Below are 23,452 nucleotides of genomic sequence, written 5' to 3' on the forward strand. Positions count from 1 at the left end.
TTATGGAATTATCATTACAGGTTTTGATCCTGGCGTAAGTCCCGCAGTAATAAGTTTCACCAATGTGCTGTATTGAGTTGGTGAAAGGTTAAGTGAATCTACAACCACCCTTTTTGTAAATGTGTTAGAGTTGACGTCTCTCAGGACAGATCGAGCTAACTTTTCCACCATTATATCGGTTACTGGAATCCGTTCACCCGTTTTTCCTTTTATCCCTAACGGTCCTTTTAGTTGAACGAAACCCTTGCGTGGATCTAAGATGTCAGCCCCTTCAACAAGTGAGCGAGTGACGCGGTATCCAACTACGTTTTCGTATCTAGCGGCCGCAAGGCCTTCCATATAATTTGGTGCCCCACCGTGCTCTGCATAATCGGGTGCGAGTTCAAGTTGACGCGCGCGCAAGTGGATTTTCGAGGCAATTCCCCCTTGCGTCTCTAGCAACTCCGCCGATATTCGTGCGTTGTGCGCATTTCCTAGTTGCTGCGTTTGCGTAATCACAGCTTTGCCAACGCTCAGAGTAAAGAACATTTTTCCAGTCACGCCTGTCACAATGCGAAATGTAGCTTGATAATTAGCTCCACGCTTAAAAGAATCATCTATTGAGCTTGCGGACAAATAACCGATTAATGCACTCATTCCTGAAAATGCGTAGGCCCACACAATAGCTTTTGTAGTACCAGCGATTCCCCCTGCCGCTATCCAGCCTGGTAGAAGTGGTGCCGTTGCTATAAATGCACCAGCGGCAAGTCCCAAAGCGGCACCAGCTATTGCGCCGTCTATCATCCCATCAATAATTGATACATCTGGATTTGGGTCTAAAGCAGCATCAATCCCGCCAAGTACTGTTCCAGCCACTGCTCCTAAAACTGTTGTTGTGGTAAGCATTCCGCCAAGGGTAAATTCACGTCCGCTGGGATCGATTCCATTGATCGGATTCCCGTGCACGTACAAATACTTATGCAGCGACTGGGGATCCCTTAAATTGCCAGAGAACGGGTCGAGGCGATTAAACCGCCCGGAATTCGGATCATACCACCTCGCCCGCAGGTATTGCAGCCCCACGCGGCTGTCGAAGGCTTCGCCGCTGTAGAGTAGGGTTGTCAATGCCTGCGCTTCGTCAAAGCCGATGGCGAGTCCGTAGGCGGTGTAGGCGTAGTGCTGCACGAATGCGGCAGAACTATCCAACACGGCGCGGGTGCTGCCGTGGCCGTCGTAGAGTAGCGTGAGCGGGCTACCGGCCTCGGTGCCGCCCGGCGTGAAGGTCGTTTGGTCGATCACGTCGTGGCCCAGCGTGAAGACTTTGGCATCGGTCACAGTCGCCGTGCCGGCTTCGCGGACGATTTTCTCGATGACCTGGGCATACCCGGTCGGGTTCATGTCGTCGACGAGGTAGGACGTCTCCTCGTGCTTCGTTACGACTAGATCGGTCGCCGGGTTTTGATCGTCGTCCTCTTCCACCTTGTACGTCGAACCGACACGGATGCCTCTGCCGTCGTAGACGTAAGTCGTCGTCTCCTTCTTGACGATGTCGCTATTACTGTCGTAGGTGTCGATGACCACTTCGGACATGCGGCCCTGCAAGTCGTAGCTGTAATCGACCACGCTCAGTGTCTGCGTGCTATAAGTCTCCTCGACGGTTTTTGAGGTTTGCAACGTACCGGTGTAGCCGTAGGTCGTGGTCGTGTCATCGGTTTCGAGATTCACGCCGTCGTCGACGTCGCCGATGACTTTCCAGCTGGTCAGCAGACGGTCGTTGTCGTCGTATTCATAGGTCAACGTCTTATCAACGACCCCGTCGATGACTTTGGAAAGGCGGTTGCCGACGAGGTCGTAGGTAAACGTCGTCGTGTAATCCAGACTGTTGTTGTGGCTGTCGTAGTCTTCTTCGACCAAGCGGCCGAGGTTGTCGTAGGTCCAGGCGATGTCGGTGGTGTAAGCCGTGCTGCTCTCCCAGTAGGTCTCGGTGACAGCGGTGCGGCGGCCGTCGGCGCGGACGGTGTAATCGTACTCGGCCAGTTTGTCGTTGTCGGCCAGGTTCTGCGGCGTTTCATCGGGCGAGTAATGCGTCATCACGTCCAGCCGATTGAGCGCGTCGTACTCGTACGTGGTGATCATGCCGTTGGCATAATCGACGCGGGACAGGTTGCCGACCAGGTCGTAGCTGTAGGTCGTCACCTCCGCCGTGGTCAGGTCGACGCCGTTGCGGCGGACGGTGCTGACGGTTTTTAAGCGGCCCAGCGCATCGTAGCTGTAGGTCCAATCGTGCGTCGGGTCGGCCGGGTTACCAATCGATTTGCGGACCTGCCGGCCGTAGTTGTCGTATTCATAATTCAGCACACCCTCAGGCGTGTCGATTTGTGACAGGCGGTCGAATTCATCGTAGGTGTAATCCGTGTCGCCGCGTTCATCGGTGATTTGCTCGCGCTGGTCGAGGCTGTTGTAGGTATACTCGACTGTCTCATCAGCGGGATCGGTCTCCGGATCGCTGCCCGGCGCGAAGTACTGCAATTCGTCGAGGAATCCCAGGTCGCTGTAGACCGACTCGGTGATGTTCCCCTCAAAATCGGTATGCTGAATCAGCCGCAGCGTCTCTTCGTCGTACTCGAAGGACTCGGTTTGGCCCATCGGCAATTCGCGGGTGAGCTGGTGACCGAAATCGTCGTAGGTGAACAGCGTCTCGCGGTAATCGTCGCCGTTCCCGCTGTTACCGTCGTGGTCGTAGGTCTTCGTGCCGTTAATCCAAACCACGTTGTCGCGGATGGCGGTGCGGTTGCCCTGTTCATCGTAGAAGTATTCATAACCGGGCCGCACAGTCACCTGCGTGTCGGGATGTGTAACGGCCGGCAGGATCACGGCGGTCAACCGGCCCTGGTCGTCATATTCGTAGTTTTTGGTGTTGCCCAATGCATCGGTTTCGCTCAAGACCCGGCCGAAATCGTCGTAGGTCGAGGTGATGTAGCTGTCGTCGTCGAACGTGGTTTTGATCACGTTGCCGTATTCGTCGTAGTCGTAGCTGGTCTCGCGTCCCAGGGCATCGCGAACCAGGACTTGGCGGCCGAACTGGTCGTATTCGTATTCGGTGCGGGCGGTGACGTTGTCGGCGGTGACTTCCATGGCGGTCTGTTGGCCGTAGTAGTCGTATTCGTACTCGGAGACGACTCCGGCACTGGTTTCGGTTTTGACTAGGCGGCCAACGGTGCCGTCGTAGGTGTTGGTCCGCGTATTGCCGAAGCGGTCAGTGGTGGTGGCGACGCGGCCGAAGCTGTCGTAGGTCGTTTCGGAAAAGGTGCTGTCGTGATAAACGGTGCGTTTCACGCGGCCGTATTCGTCGTAGAAGGTAGCGGTTTCGCGTCCATAGGAGTCTTCGACCCATTCCTGACGGCCAAATTCGTCGTAGGCGTAGTTGGTTTCGCGGGAGGAACTGCCGATGGTCTGGGTGATTTTCTTGGTGCGACCGAAATCATCGTATTCGTAAGTCGTCGTCGACCCGCTGCTGCTGGTGCTGCTGAGCAGCCAACCGCTGACAGCATCGTAGGTGCTACTGCTGCTGGAAAGTTCGTCCCCTTTGCTGGTATAGGCCGAGGTGAAGTCGCCGTTATTGTCGGTGATCGTAATCACAAGGTCTTTATGGCGCCGTGTTTCGATTACCCGGTCGAGGGCATCGTAGATGTAGTACGTGCCGTTGGTGTCATCAGCCGGCAAGTGGCGGTCGGTTGTGTAGACTGCCCGCCCTTTTGCGTCGTAGACCGTCCGGGTAATCGTGCCGTCGCTGTAGGTCGTCTGGATATTCTGACCGCGGGGGTCGTAGAGCATCGTGGTGGTTTGGTCGTCGGTTTCGGCCGAGATGTTGTCGTCTTGACCGATGATGCGGGTGGTGGCGATCACTTGGCCGGCAGCGTCGTAGGTGGTGGTGGACGTGTGGCCGTAGGCGTCGGTGTGGCTGATGAGGCGGTTGTTATCGTCGTAGCTGCTGCTGGTGGTGAGGGTGACGGTATTTTCGGCATCATTGGGGTCTTGCCAGAGTCGGCTGGTGCCGATTTGGTTGCCGTAGTCGTCGTAGGTGAAGCGGTTGGTCTGATAGTTGCCATCGCCGGCGTTGGCGGGGGTGGACCATTGGTCCCAGTTGGTGGTGGAGATTAGGTTGCCTTCTTCGTCGTATTCGAAGGAGACGGCTGTGTTGTGTGAGGGACCGTGGTAGTCGTCGGTTTTCCAGGGGGAGACGATGTAGCGAACTTGTCCGTTGTCGGCTGCATTGGTGCCGACGCCGTAGTAGAGCAGTTGGGTTCGGTTTTCGAGGGCGTCGATGAGGTAGAGCGGGCGGCCATATTCGTCGACGACGGTTTGGGTGGTGTTGCCGAGCGGATCGGTGACGGTCAGCGGCGTGCCGGTTTCGTGGTTGTTGTAGGTTGTCTCCAGGTTGTCGGGGGTGATGACGGAAGCGACGAAGCCGTTGGTGTCATAGGTGTAGGTGGTCAGCAGGTCGTTGGTTTCGCTGCTGACGGTGTCCTCCAGACCGATGACCATGATCTCGGTGAGCAGGTTGTCATCGTCGTCGAAGGTCCGTTTGGTGATGCCGCCGAGCGGATCTTCCTCGCGGGTGATATTGCCACGGGAATCGAAGGTGACGGTGCTGGTGTTATCCAGTTGATCGGTGATCGTCTGGGTTTTATTGCCGCTGTCGTAGGTGTAGCTGATGGTTTGGCCATCGGCATCGGTGACGGTGTCGACGCGGCCCTGTTCATCGTAAGTGGTCGTGGCAGCACTGCGTCCGAGCGGGTCAATGATTTCGTCGAGGTAATGCTCGGGATCGTTGGGGCCATCGAGATAGGTGAACTGCGTGGTGGCATCGGTGCGGTCGGTGACGGCGATTAAGTTGCCGGTCTCTTGGTCATAGTCGTACCTCAAGAAATTCCCGACGTGGTCGGTGATCTTGGTAATGCGGCCCGCGTAGTCGCGCGTGAAATCGACACCGCGACCATTGGAGCTTTCGATACCATCGCCGGTGAAGTAGAGCGCGTTGCCGTAGCGGTCGTGAATGCTGGCCAGTTCGCCGGTCGTGGCATTGATCGTCAATTCCACGCCGGTCCGCAAGCGGAGGACATAGGCGTTGCCGAATTCCTCCAGCGCGGGATTGTAGGCAAGTCCCTGCTTGCTGTGGTCGACCCACTCATCGCCAGCCTGCTGGAGGTGGACGTCGGCTTCATTGACGAACAGTTCGCTATCGACACCAGCATCGGCGACAAATTTGGGTTTGTAGTCATAGGCAATGATGCCGTAGGAAAAGGCGGGTTCGGTGTAAAAAGTGAAGCCCTCAGTACTGCCGTCGGGAAGCGTAATGACGACGCGGTCGCCGTTTTTGAAGGGGGTGTACGGTCCGTGATTGGAAAGCCCTGAGTCGGCGTGTTCGACGTTGACGGACGTGTTGGCGATGTCGAGGCTCCAGCCGTAGCCGAAGTCGCCCTGTTCACCAGCGTCCAGCGTGCTGTAGCTGCGGGTGATGGTGATCGGGAAGCCCGGGGCGGGGACTTGCATGTCGAGGAACGAAATCGAGAAGGCGCCCAGTTTCAAATTGCCTTCCACGGTGACCAGTTTGTTGTCGGTCGCGGTATTGCCACCGGCATCAACAGCGGTCAGCGTCAACCGGTACAAGCCATTGGCAACGGCGGTGGTGTCGAAATTGCCAAGCAGGGCAGGCGTGGTGATTTCGTTCCCACCTGTGGCGAGCGTAAATTCACGACCGGAATCAATTGCCGTGGCAATCAGCGTCCAGTAGACAAGGTTGTCATCCAGATCGTCGACGGTGCCCAGGATATCGGTTGGCTCGGTCAGTTCCTCACCACCGGTGATCGAAGTAATAGTGACCATCGGAGCGGTGACATCACCGGGATCGATGACCGTGAGGTTGTCGACAACGACCGTTTCGTTATCGACAGTGTCGGTGGCGGTGACCGTCACGACCAACGGATCAAGAGACACGACGTCGTACACCGCGTTCCCATTGGCATCGACCGCCACGTCCACGCCGTTGATGTCGAGCGTGATTTCGTCGACTCCGACGTCGTCGACGGCTTGGATGTAAATCGACAGCGGAGTACCCAACCGGGCGGGATCGTGTGAGTAGGTGACGTCCACCACTGGCGGTGTATCGTCAGCAGCAACCGTCACATCAAACGTGTCGGTACTGTACAGTCCGAACTCATCGGTGACAGTGACCGTGATGTTCGTATGCGCGCCAATATCGCCGATGGCCGTCTGCCATTCAATACGGCCCGTGTCCGCATCGATCGTCATTCCGGTTGGCTCACCGGAGATCGAATACGTCAGCGCATCCCCGTCCGCATCGGAGGCCAAGACGTCGTACTGATACCCATTTCCGGCGGTGACGGTCGCGTCGGGGATCGTGGTGATCGTTGGGGCCGTGTTGTCTCGGATTGAGATTCCCAAGTATTGGGTGTCAGTGTCGTTGCCGTCGGAGACAATCACCTCGAAGGTATTCAAGCCGGTCTGCCCCGAACCCGGTGTCCAGGAGAGCAGGCCGCTGCTGGAGTTGATCGACATCCCAGTCGGTGGGGTGCCGCCCAGCGAGTAAGTCAGGGTGTCGTCTTCCGGATCGGTGGCGGTGACCTGATAGCTGTAAGCCGTGCCGACCATGCCGGTTAATACAGCTGTGGAGGTGATCTGCGGCGGCAGATTGGCGGCGGGTGCGAAGATTGTCAGGTCGTAATCTTGATGGACCGCGTAGCCCGAGGTATCGGCGACGGTCACGATCACGTCGAACATCCCCACGCCGGTGGGGGTCCAGGAAAGGACTCCCGTGTCCGGGTCAATCGTCATGCCCGTCGGTCCGTCGCTCAGTGAAAAGGTCAGCGTCTCGTCTTCAGGATCGGTGGCTGTGACGTTGTACGTGTAGTCCTCGTCTGAATGCCCGGAGGCGGGGGGTGTTGACGTGAACTGCGGTGGGAGATTGTTATCCACTACAGCGACATGGATTTCCTGCATAGACCAGGCACCATGCGGATCGCTGACGAGAATCCAGACCGACACAGTGCCGATTTGACTCGCATCAGGCGTCCATAGCAATTCGCCGGTCGTGGGGTTGATCTCCATGTTGGCGACATCGGTTTCCAGCGACCACAGTAGCGTGTCGCCGTCGGGATCGGTGGCGGTCGCCTGATAGGTGTACTGTTCGTCGACGATCGCCAGACCGCCGGCCGTGGAAGTGATGAGTGGTCCGCCATTTTGGTTCGAATCGCCATTATGGTTCGAACCGCCACCGCTCGTCGGAGGAGCAATGATTTCGAGGTCGAAGGTTTCGCTCGCCGAGAGGCCGTAGGGATCGGTGACGGTGACGGTGATGTCGGCGTACGTGCCGATGTCATCGATGGTTGTGAGCCATTCGATGTAGCCGGAGACGGGGTTAATCATCATCCCGGCAGGTTCGCCAGATAATTCGTACGTCAATGCATCGCCGTCTGTATCGCTACCATAGGCCGTGAATTGATACTTTTCACCAGCTGCGCGGGTCAGGTCGGGGATTGGCGCAATCGTGGGTGCAGCATTGTCGCGGACGAATAGGTCAAAGTTCTGGCCGATGCCGAGGCTCCCGTCGGAGGCAATCACTTCCACGGAATGAATCCCGGCCTGTCCCCCACTAGGCGTCCAAGTGAGGAGTCCCGTGTCGGTGTCGATGGACATTCCGCTCGGCGGCGTGCCTCCCAGAGAATACTCCAGCGTATCGTCGTCTGGGTCGGTGGCAGTAACTTGATAGGTATATTCGCTGCCGACCAGCGCGATCCAATCCGGCGTGGAAGTGATTTCCGGTCGCCCATTGGTGGCAGCAGCGGTGATCACCAATTGATACGTCTGTTCGGCCGCCAAGCCGGAGGGATCGGTGGCGGTGACAGTCACGTCTGAGGTCCCCGTTGCTCCCGGTGTCCAGGAGATCACACCGGTGCCCGGATCGATGGTCATCCCGGTCGGCGCCTCGAGCAGCGCGTACGTCAGGGGATCGCCGTCGGGATCTATCGCGTTGGCGGCATAACTATAGTTGTCCCCCACACGGCCGGAGGTGATCGGATCCGTCGTAAACAGCGGCATCTGATTCGTTCCGACGACAGAAATCACAAACGTTTGCCGCGACCAGGCACCAAACGGATCTCTCGCGCGGACCATAACTTCCGTGTCGCCGATTTGATCTTCATCGGGAGTCCAGAACAACTGGCCGGTGTCTCGGTCGAGATGCATGTTGCGGACTGAGGTATCCAGCAACCATTCCAGTGGATCGTTGTCGGGATCTGTGGCGGTCGCTTGGTAGGAGTACAAGTTGCCGACGATCACGGTCTCGCCAGGAGTGGACGTAATGAAAGGCTGCGAGTTGATGGCCGGCCCGCCGCCATCACCGCTGTTACCGTCCCCACCATCGTCCGCTGTCGGCGGGACAACGTCCAGGTCGAACATGTGCGTATCGTACAGACCAAACGGATCGGTGACGGCAACGGTGATATTCGGATGCAAGTTGATATCATCCAGAGTTGTCTGCCAACGAATGCGGCCTGTGCCAGCGTCGATTGTCATGTTGCTCGGCGCGCCGAGCAGTGAATAGGTCAATGTGTCGCCATCAGTATCGGTCGCTGAGACGTCAAACTCGTACAACTGCCCGGCGGTCAGCGTTCCATCGGGGATGGCCGTGAGCACCGGTGCAGCGTTGTCGCGGACGGAAATCTCAAAGGTTTGATCGTCAGAGTCGGTGCCGTCGGAAACGATGACTTGCACCGAGTGCACGCCGGTCTGTCCTGTACCGGGAGTCCAGGTGAGCAGCCCTGTGTCGGGGTCAATCGACATACCGATCGGCGGCGTGCCCCCCAGCGAATAGTCCAGCTCGTCTTCATCCGGGTCGGTGGCGATGACCTGATAGCTGTACGCGGTGCCCACCATTCCGGTCTGTTCGGGATTCGAATTGATTTGCGGCGGTAGGTTCGAGGCCGGTGCATAGATCGTCAGGTCGTAAGTCTGATAGGCGTACCAACCAGACGGATCGGTGGCGGTGACGGTGACGCTGTAGCTGCCCTCTGAGGAAGGAGTCCAGGAGATGACACCCGTGTTGGGATTGATCGACATCCCGGTTGGCGGATTATCCAATGCAAAAACGAGCGTGTCCTCGTCCGGATCGGTCGCTTCAACGTTATAAGTGTAAGCCTCACCCGAACGGCCGGATTGGGGAGGATCGGATGTGATTTCCGGCGGGTGGTTGGAATCGGACACTGATATCACAAACGACTGCGTCGCCAAGCCGCCGAACGGATCGATCACACGGATCGTCACTTCCGTGTTACCGATATGACTCGCATCGGGCAGCCATAGCAATTCACCGGTCGCCGGATCGATCTCCATATTCGCCACGTCGCTGTCCAGCGACCACAGCAATTGGTCACCGTCGACATCGGTGGCGGTCGCCTGGTAACGGTATAACCGGTCCACGATCCACACCTTATCCGGCGTCGACGTGATCTCCGGCGAATGATTGAGCGATGTTCCATCATCGCCGATCAGTGGTGCCACGACGTGCAGGTCGAAGGTCTGCTCATCATAGAGGCCCCGGGCATCGGTCGCACGGACCGTGTATTGATGTGGTGCGGAGACGGCATTGACGTCCTCTAGTCCCGGCAACCACTGCACCATTCCGGTTGCCGCGTTGATTGTCATCGTGCTCGGGCCATCGATCAACGAATACGTAATCACTTCCCCTTCGGGGTCGCTGGCTGTGATCCGTGTCAGGAAAGTCTGATCGGCGATAGTTTGCGTGCGGGGTGTAGAAAGGATCGTGGGGGCGGTGTTTGACCCGGTATCGATCACCGGCAATAAGAACATCTGCTGATAGCCGTGCCCGGCCAGGTCATACACCGTTACTACAAATAATTTGATACCCGTTGCAGTGGGAGTCCAACTGAGCAGACCATCGGACGCACCGATTGTGGCGCCGTCCGGCCCATAAGTCAGTTCATACTCCAACACATCGTTCGGCAAATCGGGGTCACTGGCTGTGAGTTGGTAGGTCCATTCGGTACCAACCGTCGCGGAGAGATTCGGAGAGGACGTAATAATAGGTAGCCCTGATTGCAGATCGACGATAAATTTTTGCAGAGCAATGCCCCCACGACCATCGGTGACACGCACGGCCACATGATGCTGGCCGGCAATCGTATCATCGAGATCGCTAAAACTGGGGACCCACGAGATCAGTCCGGTTACCGGATCAATCGCCATGCCCTCAGGGGCTAAGGCCAACTCGTAAAGGAGCGGATCAAGGTCCGCGTCGGTTGCCTGGACGTCGTAGGTGTATTGGATACCGAGCATTGCCGATGTGACGGGCGTGGAAACGATGACAGGGTGAGCGTTGTCCAGAGTTTCAACAATCGTGGGAACGACCACCGTGATCGAGACGGTGGTTGAATCTATCCCACCTCGACCGTCGGCAGCGCGGATTACAATGTCATACTCGCCCGCCTGGAGGACATCGGGCGTCCAACTCACCACTCCGGTCAGCGGATCGATCGTCATTCCGGCTGGTTTGGCGTTGGCCGATCCCGGAATATCCAGAATCTGATACTGCAATGCATCGCCGTCGACGTCGCTCGCCACCGCCATGAACTCAAACGGACGTCCGGATTGAATCGTGAATGGTCCGGCTGATGCAAGTACCGGCGCAGTGTTACCACTGGTCGTATCGCCTACGGTGACGGTCCAGGTCTGTAGATCGCTGCCGCCTCGCCCATCCTCGACGAGCGCCGTGAATTCATATTCACCCGTCACTGTCGGCGCCCAGCGCAATAGCCCGGTCTCGTTATCGAACGTCGCGCCATGCGTCTCGCCCACGAGCGTGTAGGTCAGCTCATCGTTGTCGGGATCGATGGCATCGACGTCGTAGAAGTAATCCACCCAGATTTCGGTGGGAATCGTCCCCACGACCACCCCGGGATTGTTTTCCCGGACGAACTGCAGATCGAACGCGTGGGGATTGCCGTCACCGGTAATTCGGACGTCAAAATCGAACGACGTCCCGTTGTAGGTTTTAGTGAGGATTTCGAATTGAACATTCGGATCGGAAGCAGTTAACGTGACATCCAAATCCTCACTCACATCGCCGCGAATCACATCGGCCAGCGCCGCAATGAAGGAATTGACTTCATCTGGTACGCCCCATTCCAACGTCAACCCATCCCAGACGGTGCCGTCTGCATCAAAGGTGAGGTCAATGTATTCTGTCTCGATCGCCCAAGACGTCGAGAAGTTGGGAGCGGTACCGCTCGTGACCGTGTAGTCGCCACCGGTTCCGATCCAGTACATATTGTCGGCAGCGGTGTCACCGTCGACACCGAGCGCGTAAGTGCCGCTGCCAGGGACTTGGTTCAGTGTCACGTCGAGCAACGAGTGCAATGAAGCATCGTGCTCATCGAGTTCGTCCAAAATCGTGTTGTAAGTCAGGTTCGAATCAGGGGAATCGCGATCTTCATCGGTGATCAACACCAATTGTCGTGAAACATGATCACGGAAATTCAGGCCGTTGAGCGCTGTATGAATTGCCTCGTATCCGTCTTCAACCGCACCTTCCGTCTTCAGTCTTGCGGTCATCTCATCGACATCGTCCGCATCCGCCCAGGCGTCCAGCCGCAACACCATCTTCTGGCCAGCCGTCCCGTTGAAACGATAGAGGCGATCTTCATTCGTGGTAGTAAACACTGCCGACGTTTCATCGCTCAACACCAACTGCGACTGCGTCGCTTTATCCAACACGCGGAAGCTGTAAGCCCCGGTTCCCCCCGCTGCATCGCCGACCAAGAGCGTATATGTCCCAGTCGTGGCCAACGTGACCAGCGGGAACTTCGTGTAGTCCGACTCTTCACTGCGCGATTCGGTCAGCAACAAATTCCCGTCAGCGTCACGCAGCCAAAGCGTCATGTCGGTGGTGGCGCCACTGAGCCAATCGAGGAACAACTCTTGTCCGGCCGTCCCGCTGATCGAGTAGACGTCGAACGTGTCGGCCGAGCTGATTGTGCCGCTGGTCGTTGAGCCCAAAGTCAGCGCCGTCGGCGTCCCGCCTTGCGATAACGTAGCGTCCAGCGTGTAGCTTTGCGAGGAGGCGATATCGCTAATGTCTCCCTCGATCAACAGGTAGTATTCGCCATGCGCAGTGATCGAGACTGTATCTTGTGACGCGGAGATCAGGTCGCTGTCTACCACAGTTCCATCCGAATCGACCACCCGCCACTGCGAGCCGGACGGACCGCTGTAGGAACTGACATCGATCGTCAGTGTGTCGCCTGGAATCGCCTGGAAATGATAGACATCGGTCGAATTCCCAGCGGAAAGAGCATCACTCGTTGTGCCCAAAAAGTCGCTGACAGCGACGTCAGCCAAATTCACCAGCCGCAGATCATAGTCACCCGTCGCGGAATTCAGGCTGAGAACGTCGAGGACGTATGTCCCTGCACTCAGATCCAAAACCGCATTGGCGTCGGATACATCATCCCCGTCAGATGCCGTGAACAGTCGCTGCGAGACGACCGTGGTGCCGCTGCTGTCAAGCAATTGCCAGGCAAAGTCCGCCTCGTCGGTCAAGGCGTCGAAGTACAGGAGTGCGTCCTCGTCGAGCGTGAACCCGTAGCGGTGCGTTTCATCGGCAGCCAGCGTCCCATCGGTCAGACTTCCCACGGTCGCTAAGTTGAGCGACTGCACTTCAAAGCTGTAGGTACGGCTGGTGGAACTGTCATCGGTCCCGCCTTCGATCAACAACGCATAATCGCCAGTTTGGGTGATCACGTGCACTGGCAAATCGGTCAAGAGTCCGTTGGTCGAGAGCACGCTGCCATCGGGGCCAATCAGCCGCCAGCGGGCACTACTTTGCGCCGCGGATGTCAGTGCATCAAACGCCAGTACATCTCCCGCAGTAGCGGAGAAGGTGTAGGAGTGTGTCTCCCGCGAAGAGCTGAGTGTCCCGTTGACGACCGTGTCGAGCGTCAGACTGGAAACGTCGGAGAGTGAGGTGCTATGAATGTCGACGACACGGAATTCGTAATCATTTTGGCTGGAATTGTCGATCGTGAGGTTGTAACCGCCTGCCGATAAGTCAAACACCAGCGGGTCGGGATCACTACTGCTGTAGCCACCGGCGTTTGACTCTTCCAACCAGCGCGAAGAGATAAACGTGCCATCGGCCCCTTCCAACGTCCACGACATGGTCTGGGCTGTACCGCCGGAAATCTCTTCCGTGACGTCGAAATAAACTAACGCATCGGCCGAGAGCGTGAAATTGTATTGCCCGCTGGCAAGGTTGTCCGAGACGGTTTGATCCAGCGAAATTGCCGTTCCGGAGAGCGAATAGGTCCCCGTATCCACATTGAACTGATACTGCGGTTGCGTGGCGGTATCGTCGACATCCCCGTCAATGATCAATAAGTAGTCGCCGACCGCCAAATTGACCAAAGACTGTGACTCGCTGAGCAAGGCATCAAACAGTTCGGCCCCGCTATCGTCGACCAGCCGCCACCTTGCTGCGGCCGATCCGTTCCAAGACTCAGATGTGAAGTCATAGCGCGCGGCCGTACTAATTGTCACCTCGTATCCGACCGACTCGCCGACCGGATCCAATGTACCTGAAGTTGAACTCCCCAGCGTCACCGACGAGGCGGCCGACAGGTCAACTAAACGGAACTGATAATCCTCGCTGCGAAAACCGACGGCCGCTATCGCCAGCGTATAGGAACCGCTGTCGAGGGATAGCACCAAGTCCTCTTGGTCGAGCAGACGATCGGTCACCACCTCGCCACCAGGACCGGTCAGCGACCACTGCAGTTGGTCGTTGTGCTCCAGTGCGTCAAACAGCACCAGCGTGTCGTCCGCCGCAATCGAAAATGTGTATTCATCCTGCGCGGCATAGGTCTCGATTGTACCGGAGTAGCTGGTGCCCAGCGTCAGACTTTGCGTGCTGACGACCTCTTCGACTGACTCCAGTACGAAACTGTATTCCGTCGCGGTCGAACCGTCTGTGTTCTCCACAACGACGGTGTATTCGCCGCTGCTTGGCAGTTCCCAGCCCGCCAGCGCGGATGAGAACAATTCCCTTTCAGGAACCCAGACCGACTTCACCAACACGTCATCCGGGCCGTAAACCGAGACGCGGAATGGATCGTCGACTGTGGAGAAGACAGCGGAATCAGCCGTAAAGCCGACGATGGCGAAGCGGTTTTCAAAATAACCGGCCGCTTCCAGCTCGGCATTCAGCGCCTCCGCGATCTCGTCCAACCACGCTTGCCCACCCGTCATCGACACAGATTCATCCACGATCAACACAATATCGGCTGAAAAGTTCCCGTCATACTCGTAATCCAGCGAAACAATCTGCTCCGATACCTCGCCAGCCGACAGGTGCAATTCCAATTCCGTCGGGGTCACGTCGCCGGTCGCCGTGTTGCCGCTGAAGCCGGGCAATTCGAAGGTCAACTGCGGATCACTGATGATAATTGGATCGTGATTGCCAATCGCCTCGTGCACGGCGATCAGGTATTCCTGCGTCGCCTCATGCCCCGCGCCGCTTTCGCCCGTTTCCGTCACTTTCAATGTGACCGAAACCAATGTCCCCACCAACGAGACGTCAGTCACGTCCCAACTGATCGCGCCGGTGTCCGTATCAATTGCCATTCCCAGCGGCCCGTCAACGAGTGAATACGTCAAGTCGTCGCCGTCGGGGTCGCTGGCATCCGAATCATAGAAATATGTCGTATGCAAATACGCATCGACGATCGGAATCGTCGTGAAAAGCGGCGGACGGTTGGGAATGTTCTCACTGACCGACAGCGTATACGTCTGCAAGTCGTAGCTGCCCAACGGATCGGTCGCCTGCACGATGACCACATGCCCGCCCACGTCGCCGGACGTGGGACTCCAGGTGATCATGCCGGTCTCGGCATCAATCGCCATCGTGCCTGGTCCGGAAAGAATCGAATACGTCACCGCATCGCCGTCCGGGTCGACTGCCGCTGCGCCGTATTCGTACGACTCGCCGGCGACGACTTCCGTTACCGGGTCACTGACAAATTCCGGCGACCGATTGAAATCGGCCAGGATCTGTAGTTCGTAGTTGAATTGCACCTGCTGCGGATTGTGGAAACGCAGTGCCAAACCCGACAGCGCGGCGGCCGGATCTAGCATTCCGTCTTCCATGAGGTGCGTGACATCGAAGTACGCGTACCCATCGGGCGTCAATCCGTCATAACCGGTGGCCTGCACGCGGGGATTATCGACGTGATGCACGGCCACCAGCAGCGGCCCGCGGATCGGCGAAATTCCGTCATTTGTCAGCGTCAGACCGGTAAACAGCGTGTCGCTCGATTCGTCAAACGACGTCGCCTGATACTCCCACGACACCGCCGCCGTTACGTCGATCATATGGTCGAAATCGATCGTGTTTGGGGCGTGACCGTCGCCGGATGGGGACGTCAGACTTGGATTGGTAACCGGTGATGTCGTGAGAATTGTGGGATGCACGTCGACCGAAACCGTCGATGTGGAATCGGCGTCATTATTCACCAACCGCACTGCCAGCGTGGCTGCCAGACCTTCCGGCAAATGCGAAATGTCGAGCGTCACCGTCCCGGCTTCAGCGTCATAAACAACCCCGCCTCCGAGTAAAGGATCTTCACCTTCGGTCATATTGAAGAATGCGTCCCGCCCGCCGCCGATCGTGCCCGCCAGCGGATTGCCGTCGCTATCCAAGAGCGCTATTTCGAAGGCGTCGTTGATTGCAGCACCGTCGGCCGTATCGAATTGCAGGTCGAAGAACCGCAGCTCCAGTGCTTCAGCATCAGCGGGGATCGTCAACGCATCTTCATAGAGCGTCTGGAAATTATTGTTCTCAGTGAGTTGAACGTAATGCGTCCTTAACGTGACCGGAATCGTCCCTAAGACCGTATCGGTGCCGTTCTGGTCCCGCACAAATTGCAGATCGAACACATACTGCGTCCCGTCGCCTGTGAAGCGAATGTCGTATGAAATGTCGTCTTCTGTGAGTGTCTCGCTGAGGACCTCAAACGTCACATTGGGATCGGTCGAGACCAAATCCATTTGATCAGCTGTGATCTTGTTGGTGAGGATGTCCACGAACGCCGCGGTGAACGATTCCGTGGCCAACACTTGGGCTGCCGTTGCACCTGTCAACCCTCCGGCACGCAGTTGATGCAGATCCCAGGTAGTCCCCTCTAAATCGAATGCTAGATCAATGTAATCCGCTTCGGTGGTGATATTATTATTGTAGTCAAACACGGGAGTGGAGTAGCGAGTGAACGCCACTCCCCCGCTGGTCTCCGACGTATAACCGCCCGAACCATCCGCGTAATAAGCGCTGTTGCCGGTTCCCGCACCATCGATCCCCAGCGCGTTCTCAGTCTGGTTTGTGGTATCGACCTGCATGTTGACAATACTGTGCAACGTGTAGCCGGCAGTATCCAGATCGTTGAAGATGTCGTTGTAAGTTAGGTTTGGAGAAGTGTTATCCCGATCTTCATCGGTGATCAAAATAAAGTGTGTCGCGGCATTGTCACGGAATCGTAAATGCTGCAGTGCCTCGTCGATCGCGTCATAGCCGTCTTCCACGCCACCATTGTCAACGAGACGGCCACTGGCAGCCGACATTTGCGCCGCTGTCCCCCAGGCATCGATCCGCAAATTGACTTCTCGTCCGGCGGCACCTTCGAAATGAAACACATCCCGCTCACCGCTGGCGGTGAAATCCCCGGCCGTATCTGCATCAATCGCCGTCAGGTTTGCCTCATCCAACTCGATCAGTCGAAATTCGAAACTGCCGGTCGAACTGTTGTCGGCTCCTACGACGACGGTGTACGTTCCGGAATCAGCGACTGTGAAGGTCGACACCGAATTCGGTTGCGCTGCACTGTCGTAAGCAACCCGCGCGACCTCCACTCCCGCCGCATTACGGATGCTCAAATAGTGATCGGTCGTCGACGCATCGGCAAAATCGATGAAGTAGTTCTCGCCTGCGGTGGCGTTGAACGTGAACGCATGCAGGTCCCCTGCAGTCGAGATGCTGCCGCTATTTGTTGCTGAGAGGCTCGACGTCGACGACAATTCCAACAACTCAATCTGAAACGCATACGGCCTCGTCACGGGTGTATCATCCAGAGTTCCTTCGATCAGCAGGCTATAAGTCCCGCCGGCCGTCAATTCGAACAACCCTGTGCTCGCACCCAATTCCCCACTGGTCAGCACCGTGCCGGAGGAATTCACCAACCGCCAAGTCGCATCGGCATCACCTGCCCAATTCACCGACTGAAACCCAAATTGATCGCCCGCACCGGCCGTGAATTCGTAAACTGCCGTTCGATGCGACGCGGCGAGCACTCCCGTCACATCGCTCCCGGCTGTGATCGTCGTTGCCGACGACAGGTCCAAGACCGCGAACGCATAATCCCCCGTGATCCCACTGTCGGCATCGATCGTCAGCGTATAAGTCCCCGCCGACAGGCTCAGCACTGAGTTTGCATTACTGACTCCCGACGCGTCCGAAGCATCCAACGCGCGGCTGTTGACGATCGTTCCGCCGCCATCGGCCAACGACCAGTACATGTCGCCACGACCGGTCAGCGAATCGAACGATACCAGTGCCGCCGAGCCTAGCGTGAACGTATATTCGTCTTCTTCCAACGACGCGCTGATTTCGCCACTGACGACTTGATTGAGTGCTAGCGGCGCCGGATCGGACGTGTCGCTCCCTTCATCCACCACCTCAAACGAAAACGCAGGATTGCTCGTGGCATCATCGATCGCTCCTTCCAGCAACAGCGTATAATCCCCCGCTGCATGAACGTGCAGGGTCGGCACGTCGTCACCAATCGCAGCACCAAAGAGTTCATTACCGAACGGATCGATCAGCCGCCACTGCGCCGCGGCTGAACCGGCCCAGGAGATTGCATCAAACGAATATTTATCCCCCGCTGCCGCTGTGAACTTATAGGTGGCCGTGCTGCTGGCCGGATTGAGGTTGCCACTCTCCGTCGAATCAACCGTTAACGACGTCGCTGACGCGAGGTCCAGAATTTGGAAATCGTAAGACCCGGTCGCATCGCCGGGAGGATCGATCGACAGCGTATACGTCCCCGCTCCCAATCGCAAAACGAGATCGGACGCATCCAGAGGCACGTCCGCAATCACCGTCCCTGCGGTCGCTTCAGTCAGCGTCCAGGCCAAATCGCCATCATCAGTCTGCGAATCGAACGCCAATAGTTCGTCGCCGGTCAGCGTGAACGTGTATTCATCCGCCTCACCTGCTTTGGAAATCGAGCTGCTGTAACCCGTGCCGAACGACAATGCCGTCGAGGAGGTCGCGCCAAGAATTTCGACCGTGAAACTGAACGCCCGTGTCGAAGCTGTATCGGCCACGTCACCGTCGACAACCAGGTAATACGTGCCGGTCGAGGACGTCGTCAGCGGTTCGTGATCTTCGGAAAGCGATTGCGAAAACAATTCCGTGCCCGAGGGATCGATCAATCTCCACTGCGCTCCGGCGGGCAGACTGGAGCTCTGGCTGTTGAAGTAATACTGGTCCCCTGCCGATGCCGACAGTTCATACACCAGCGAATCGGTCGCCGGATCGAGTGTCCCGTTGATTTGTGTCCCGGCCGTGATCGACGAGCCGGACAGATTCAGCAACCGAAACGCATAGGTCCCGGTCGCTTCCGATGGGCCATCAACGGTCAGCGTGTAACTGCCGCTCTCGCCGACAATCTTCAGGCCGCCTGCATCAAAGTCGCGATCCGTCACGACCGCACCGGACGGCCCTGTCAAAGACCAGCGCAAATCGGTGTCGGTCGTAAGCGACTCGAAATACAGCGTGTCACTACCGCTGAGGCTGAACGTGTGCTCGTGCGTTTCACTGTCATTATGAATCTCGCCTGTGGTCAATTCATCCAGAACCAGTGCTGCTGAACCTCCCACGGACGATGCGTCTTCCAGCACGAAACTGTAGTCATAACTGCTCGTACTGCCGGCATGATCGACGACAATCGTGTAATCCCCCGACGCGGGCAGCGTAAAGCTCCCTTCTATCAACCCAGTTGTCGTCTCGACCGCCAACTGTTGGCTTTCGAGTTGCGTTCCGTCCGGCCCGTAGATCGTCACAATCACCGGCTCAGGAGTCATCGAAAAGAGGGTTCCCTCTCCCAAATAACCAACGAGAGAATAACGATTGCCGGTCACTCCGTTCGCATTGAGCGACGAATCCAGTGACGTGACCATACCAGCGATCCAAGCATGTTCATCCTCCATTGAACCGGACTCGTCGACAATGAACACGACATCTGCTGTGGGTGCGTACTCGTCGTCAAACGAAAGCGTCACCGTGTGCTCCGACTGCTCCTGCGGCAGCAGGTTGACTTCGATTGATGTCGGATCGACATCGCCGGTTGCCGGGTTCGGAGCGGGCAGTTCGCCACCACCGATGATTTGTACACCGTCATCCAATTCGACGTCGTCGTTAATAATCGTCGACGTGACCAGGATTTCGCTGATCGTCGCACTACCAGAACCGCTGACCTCTGCGTTATGGATTGCGACACTGTATTCTTTGTCCGGTTCGGGATCTGCATCGTTGTCGATCACGACGGTGAAATCCAAACTTGTGTCGTTCCCCGCCCCACTGCTGAATGTGAGAGTTGACCCGGAAAGAGAAACACCCGTTGCGCCGCTGACCGCCGTCGCCAGCGCCGCGGCCACCGTCGTGTCGTAATCGGCTGCATCGGTATGCACGAGAAGGTGCGCCACATCGATACTGGCCGTTTCGCCGCTCGCCAAGGCACCGGTATAGCCCACCGTGTAGGTGATCGAGTTGCCGTCGCCGTCCGTGGGATCCTCGGTGACCTTCACCGCCGAGGCACTGATCGCGAACTCCACGTCGTTGTTGACAATTGTTGTGGCAGCCGTTGCCGTCTCGATCGAAGCGGTCCCTGAACCGCTCGTCGCGGCGTTGCTCAATGTGACGCTATACCCTTCTTCCTCTTCCGCAGCCGCATCGTCGTTGACCTCGATCGTAAAATCGAGACTCTTGGTCTCCGAACCGGCATTGCTGCTGGTGTAAGCGACCTCAATTTGTGCCGAGTAGAGTTCAAAATCACCGTCCCGCAGTTGAACAATCAGCCCGAAGTCCGACGCGTTGAGTTCGGCGGCCGTCCAGGTCGTCCCCCACAAGGCGGTGGCATCTCCCAGCACCACTGTACCGCTCGACCAGTTGCCCGTCGGTGTAGGTGCCGTACCGGTCGCAGTGGTTCCGTTCTTGGTGATTTTGAGGGCGGAACTGGCGTTATTGGGATTGTCGCCACCGGTGATCAAGGTCACTTTAATGCCGTCGATCGTCGCCCCGGTGGGGATGTTCAAATCAAAGTCCGTCAACAGCAACTCGTCACTATAGTCGCCCCCGCCGGTATCGACCGTGGCGGCCGTCCCCGATGTGTTCCCCTCGGCATTGCCGATAGCGCTCCACGCATCGTCGGCGGTGGTCCCCACTGCGGCGTTTCCAGCATAGCCGGAGCCGGTGGTCGAACTGACCTGCGGCCCCAGAAACGTAAGCGTCGTACCGTCAAAGCTGACATCGGCAACGTTGGCGGCCGCGGTGGTCAGCGCCTCCACGACGTTCGTCGTATAGTCGGCCGACAAAGTCTCGCTCAGCACATGGCTGACGTCCACGCTGGCCGATTCATTCTCTTCGAGCACGCCGTCGTAACTGATGGTGTACGTCACTTGATTGCTGTCGCCGTCTGTCGTCTCCTCGGTGACAGATGCGCCCCCAGTAAGCGAAAACGCCACATCTCCGACGATCACTTCGTGGTTGACGATCGTGGCATTCGCAGAAGCCGTTGCGATCGTCGCCGTCCCCGAACCGCTTACCACGGCGTTGCTCAAAGACACGCCAAACGCTTCGTCATCCTCCGCCTCGATGTCGTCCGCGACGACGACGGTGAAGTCTAGACTAATGTCGTTCCCGCTGCCCCCACTAAACGTCAGCGTCGTACCGTCAAACGTTACCCCGGTTGCCGACAACTTGGCACTGTTGATCGCCGCAATCACGGCGGTTTCATAGTCGGCTAAGTCGGATTCGTTCAACACGTGGCTGACATCCACGCTGGCGATAGCCCCGTCCTCCAGCGTGCCGGTATAACCAATCGTATAAGTGATCGCGTTGCCGTCGCTATCGGCGACATCCTCAGTGACCGTCGACGCCGTCGCACTGATCGCAAACTCAACGTCGCTATTGACGATCGTCGTTTCGGCCGACGCTGTAGTGATTGCGGCGCTTCCCGCACCGCTGGCAGCGGCGTTACTGAGCGTGACACTGAAGTCTTCATCACTTTCGACAACAGAATCATCGTTCACAACGACCGTGAAGTTCAAACTAGAGGTCGGGGAACCGCCGGTGGTGTATGAGATTTCAATGTTGGCAGTGTAGACGTTGTACTCGTCGCCGTTGCTATCCCCTTCAAGCTGAATCAGCAGACCAAAGCCCGTGGCGTTGAGTTCCGCGGCTGTCCAGGTTGTGCCCCATAGATTCGTATCGCTGCCGACGGTGAGCGTCCCACCCGACCAACTGCCCGAAGTGATCGTACCAGTCCCGGCAGACGAGGTACCGTTCTTGGTGATCTTGACCGACGTACTCTCGTTGTCCGGACCATCCGAACCGGTCGTCTTGAGTACAGCGGTGATGCCGTCGATCGTCGCGCCGGTCGGGATACTGAATCCGAAGTCTGTCAAACGCAGGGTGTGTGAATAATCGTTGCGGCGGGGTTCCACGGTGGTGAATGTTGTCGGAGTATCGTCCTCGGCATTACCTGGAGTGACCCAAGCTTCGTCCCCGCTAGAATCCTGCGTCACCGATCCGGCAAAGGCGTCGACATCAGCAGAAACGGCCCCCGTCCCCTGGAACGTGAGCGTCGTGCCGTCAAAACTGACGTCGGTGTGATTGCCCGCTGCGGTCGTTATGGCGCTGACCACATTTGTCGAGTAATCCGCCGCATCGGTTTCATCGAGCAGGTGGCTAACATCCACGCTAGCCGTCTCACCCACATCGATCGTGCCGGTATAGCTGATCGAATAGTCCACTTCGTTGCTATCGCCGTCGGTCGTATCCTCCGTGACCGACGTGTCCCCAGAGATCGCAAAATTGACCGTCAGCAACGTGCGGTCTTCTAACACCTCGATGGGATTGGACATGTTGCGAAATCGCCGCATTCGCCGCGATTTCTCGCGCCGTCGATAGCTCTGCTTCATCAACCGCGTCCGTACAGCTTCCAACCACGGCGCAAACAACATAGCGCAATCCTCCATAAAATGAGCGCGAGCGATAGCAGCGCACAAGCGAATCGTCCCTCGCCACCAGCGGCAAAGCGCAAGCAGAGCGCACACCGAGGCGCAGGGCGGATGGGTGTTAAGAATTCACAGGCAAAAGAGGCGCGCTACGATCGAACACGCACAGAAGGGTCAAACGCAAACCACTGAGCCGACAGACACCGGCCTAAACTGCGAACACCCGTCAAACAGCGTTGCCGGGTTAAACATCTCGAACATGGTTGAGCCACCATGGAGTTTCCTCTTCCTGAAAGCGCCAAGAAAAACAGTGAAAGATACGAATGGTGAGATGGAATTATTATCGCGTTCAAAAACACAGTCGATTGAAAAGCAGTGAAGCAACTTTACAGCAGTCGATCAAGGAAAAAATTGGATAAAAAATGCTTTTTGGGAAATTCATTTTGATTTAACAACGCCCATGCATGGCCTGAGGCTAGATTCGAATGACTAAAGGGTCTGCGTTGAATAGAGAGCATCCGCCTACAACACCATCGACTTGGTAAGGTCGTCTTGCGAATTGCGTTCGAACGGCCGCCAGCATTAGCGGATGACTTCGCAGTAAAAAACACCGATGTACTCAACCATTCCACTCAAAGTTACTCCCCAAAACAGTCTCAAAAACTCCAGCTCATAGCGAAGAACGCGTTGTAAAAATACAATGTCCATAAACAGAATGCGCGGGCGTGACACAAACTCCACAACCGCAGTTGCCGCCAATATGAGAATATCGCGAGAAGGCAATATAACTTCGGTTGGACAAGCAGGTCGATCTGATCGGGTGCAATTCGTTTGCCCGACCGGTGGGGGCAACCGAGTGCGCGAACCACAGCGCACTAGTTACCGTGTTCACAGTATTTGATGCCAGTTCGGAGACTTTCTTCCGCGACTCAGGACGGTTCGACCTTGTGCACGCAAGACCCAACTATACGTACGGTCGCAACCTACCCAAAGCGAATCGCACGTTTCGCGTCCGGCGTCCGTCCGTCGCCGCCGCCGAAGTCGAACTTGAGCGGCTCCTCGCAGGTGTTTCGGATACACCAGTGCAGCACCA

Annotated in this window: 1 protein-coding gene; it reads right to left on the reverse strand. The window is 57.1% G+C overall.

Annotated elements, in window-relative coordinates; translation table 11 throughout:
- A complete protein-coding gene (locus tag CA54_RS18275; protein WP_146372455.1) occupies positions 1-22,365 on the reverse strand; it encodes a putative Ig domain-containing protein in 22,365 nt (7,454 codons plus the stop codon).
- Between the last annotated feature and the right edge of the window lie 1,087 nt (positions 22,366-23,452).

It is taken from the genome of Symmachiella macrocystis (assembly GCF_007860075.1).
GTDB lineage: Bacteria > Planctomycetota > Planctomycetia > Planctomycetales > Planctomycetaceae > Symmachiella > Symmachiella macrocystis.

Bases quoted from the DNA above. Each gene is read 5' to 3' on its own strand.
- CA54_RS18275 (WP_146372455.1), bottom strand. From the start codon at position 22,365: ATGTTGTTTGCGCCGTGGTTGGAAGCTGTACGGACGCGGTTGATGAAG.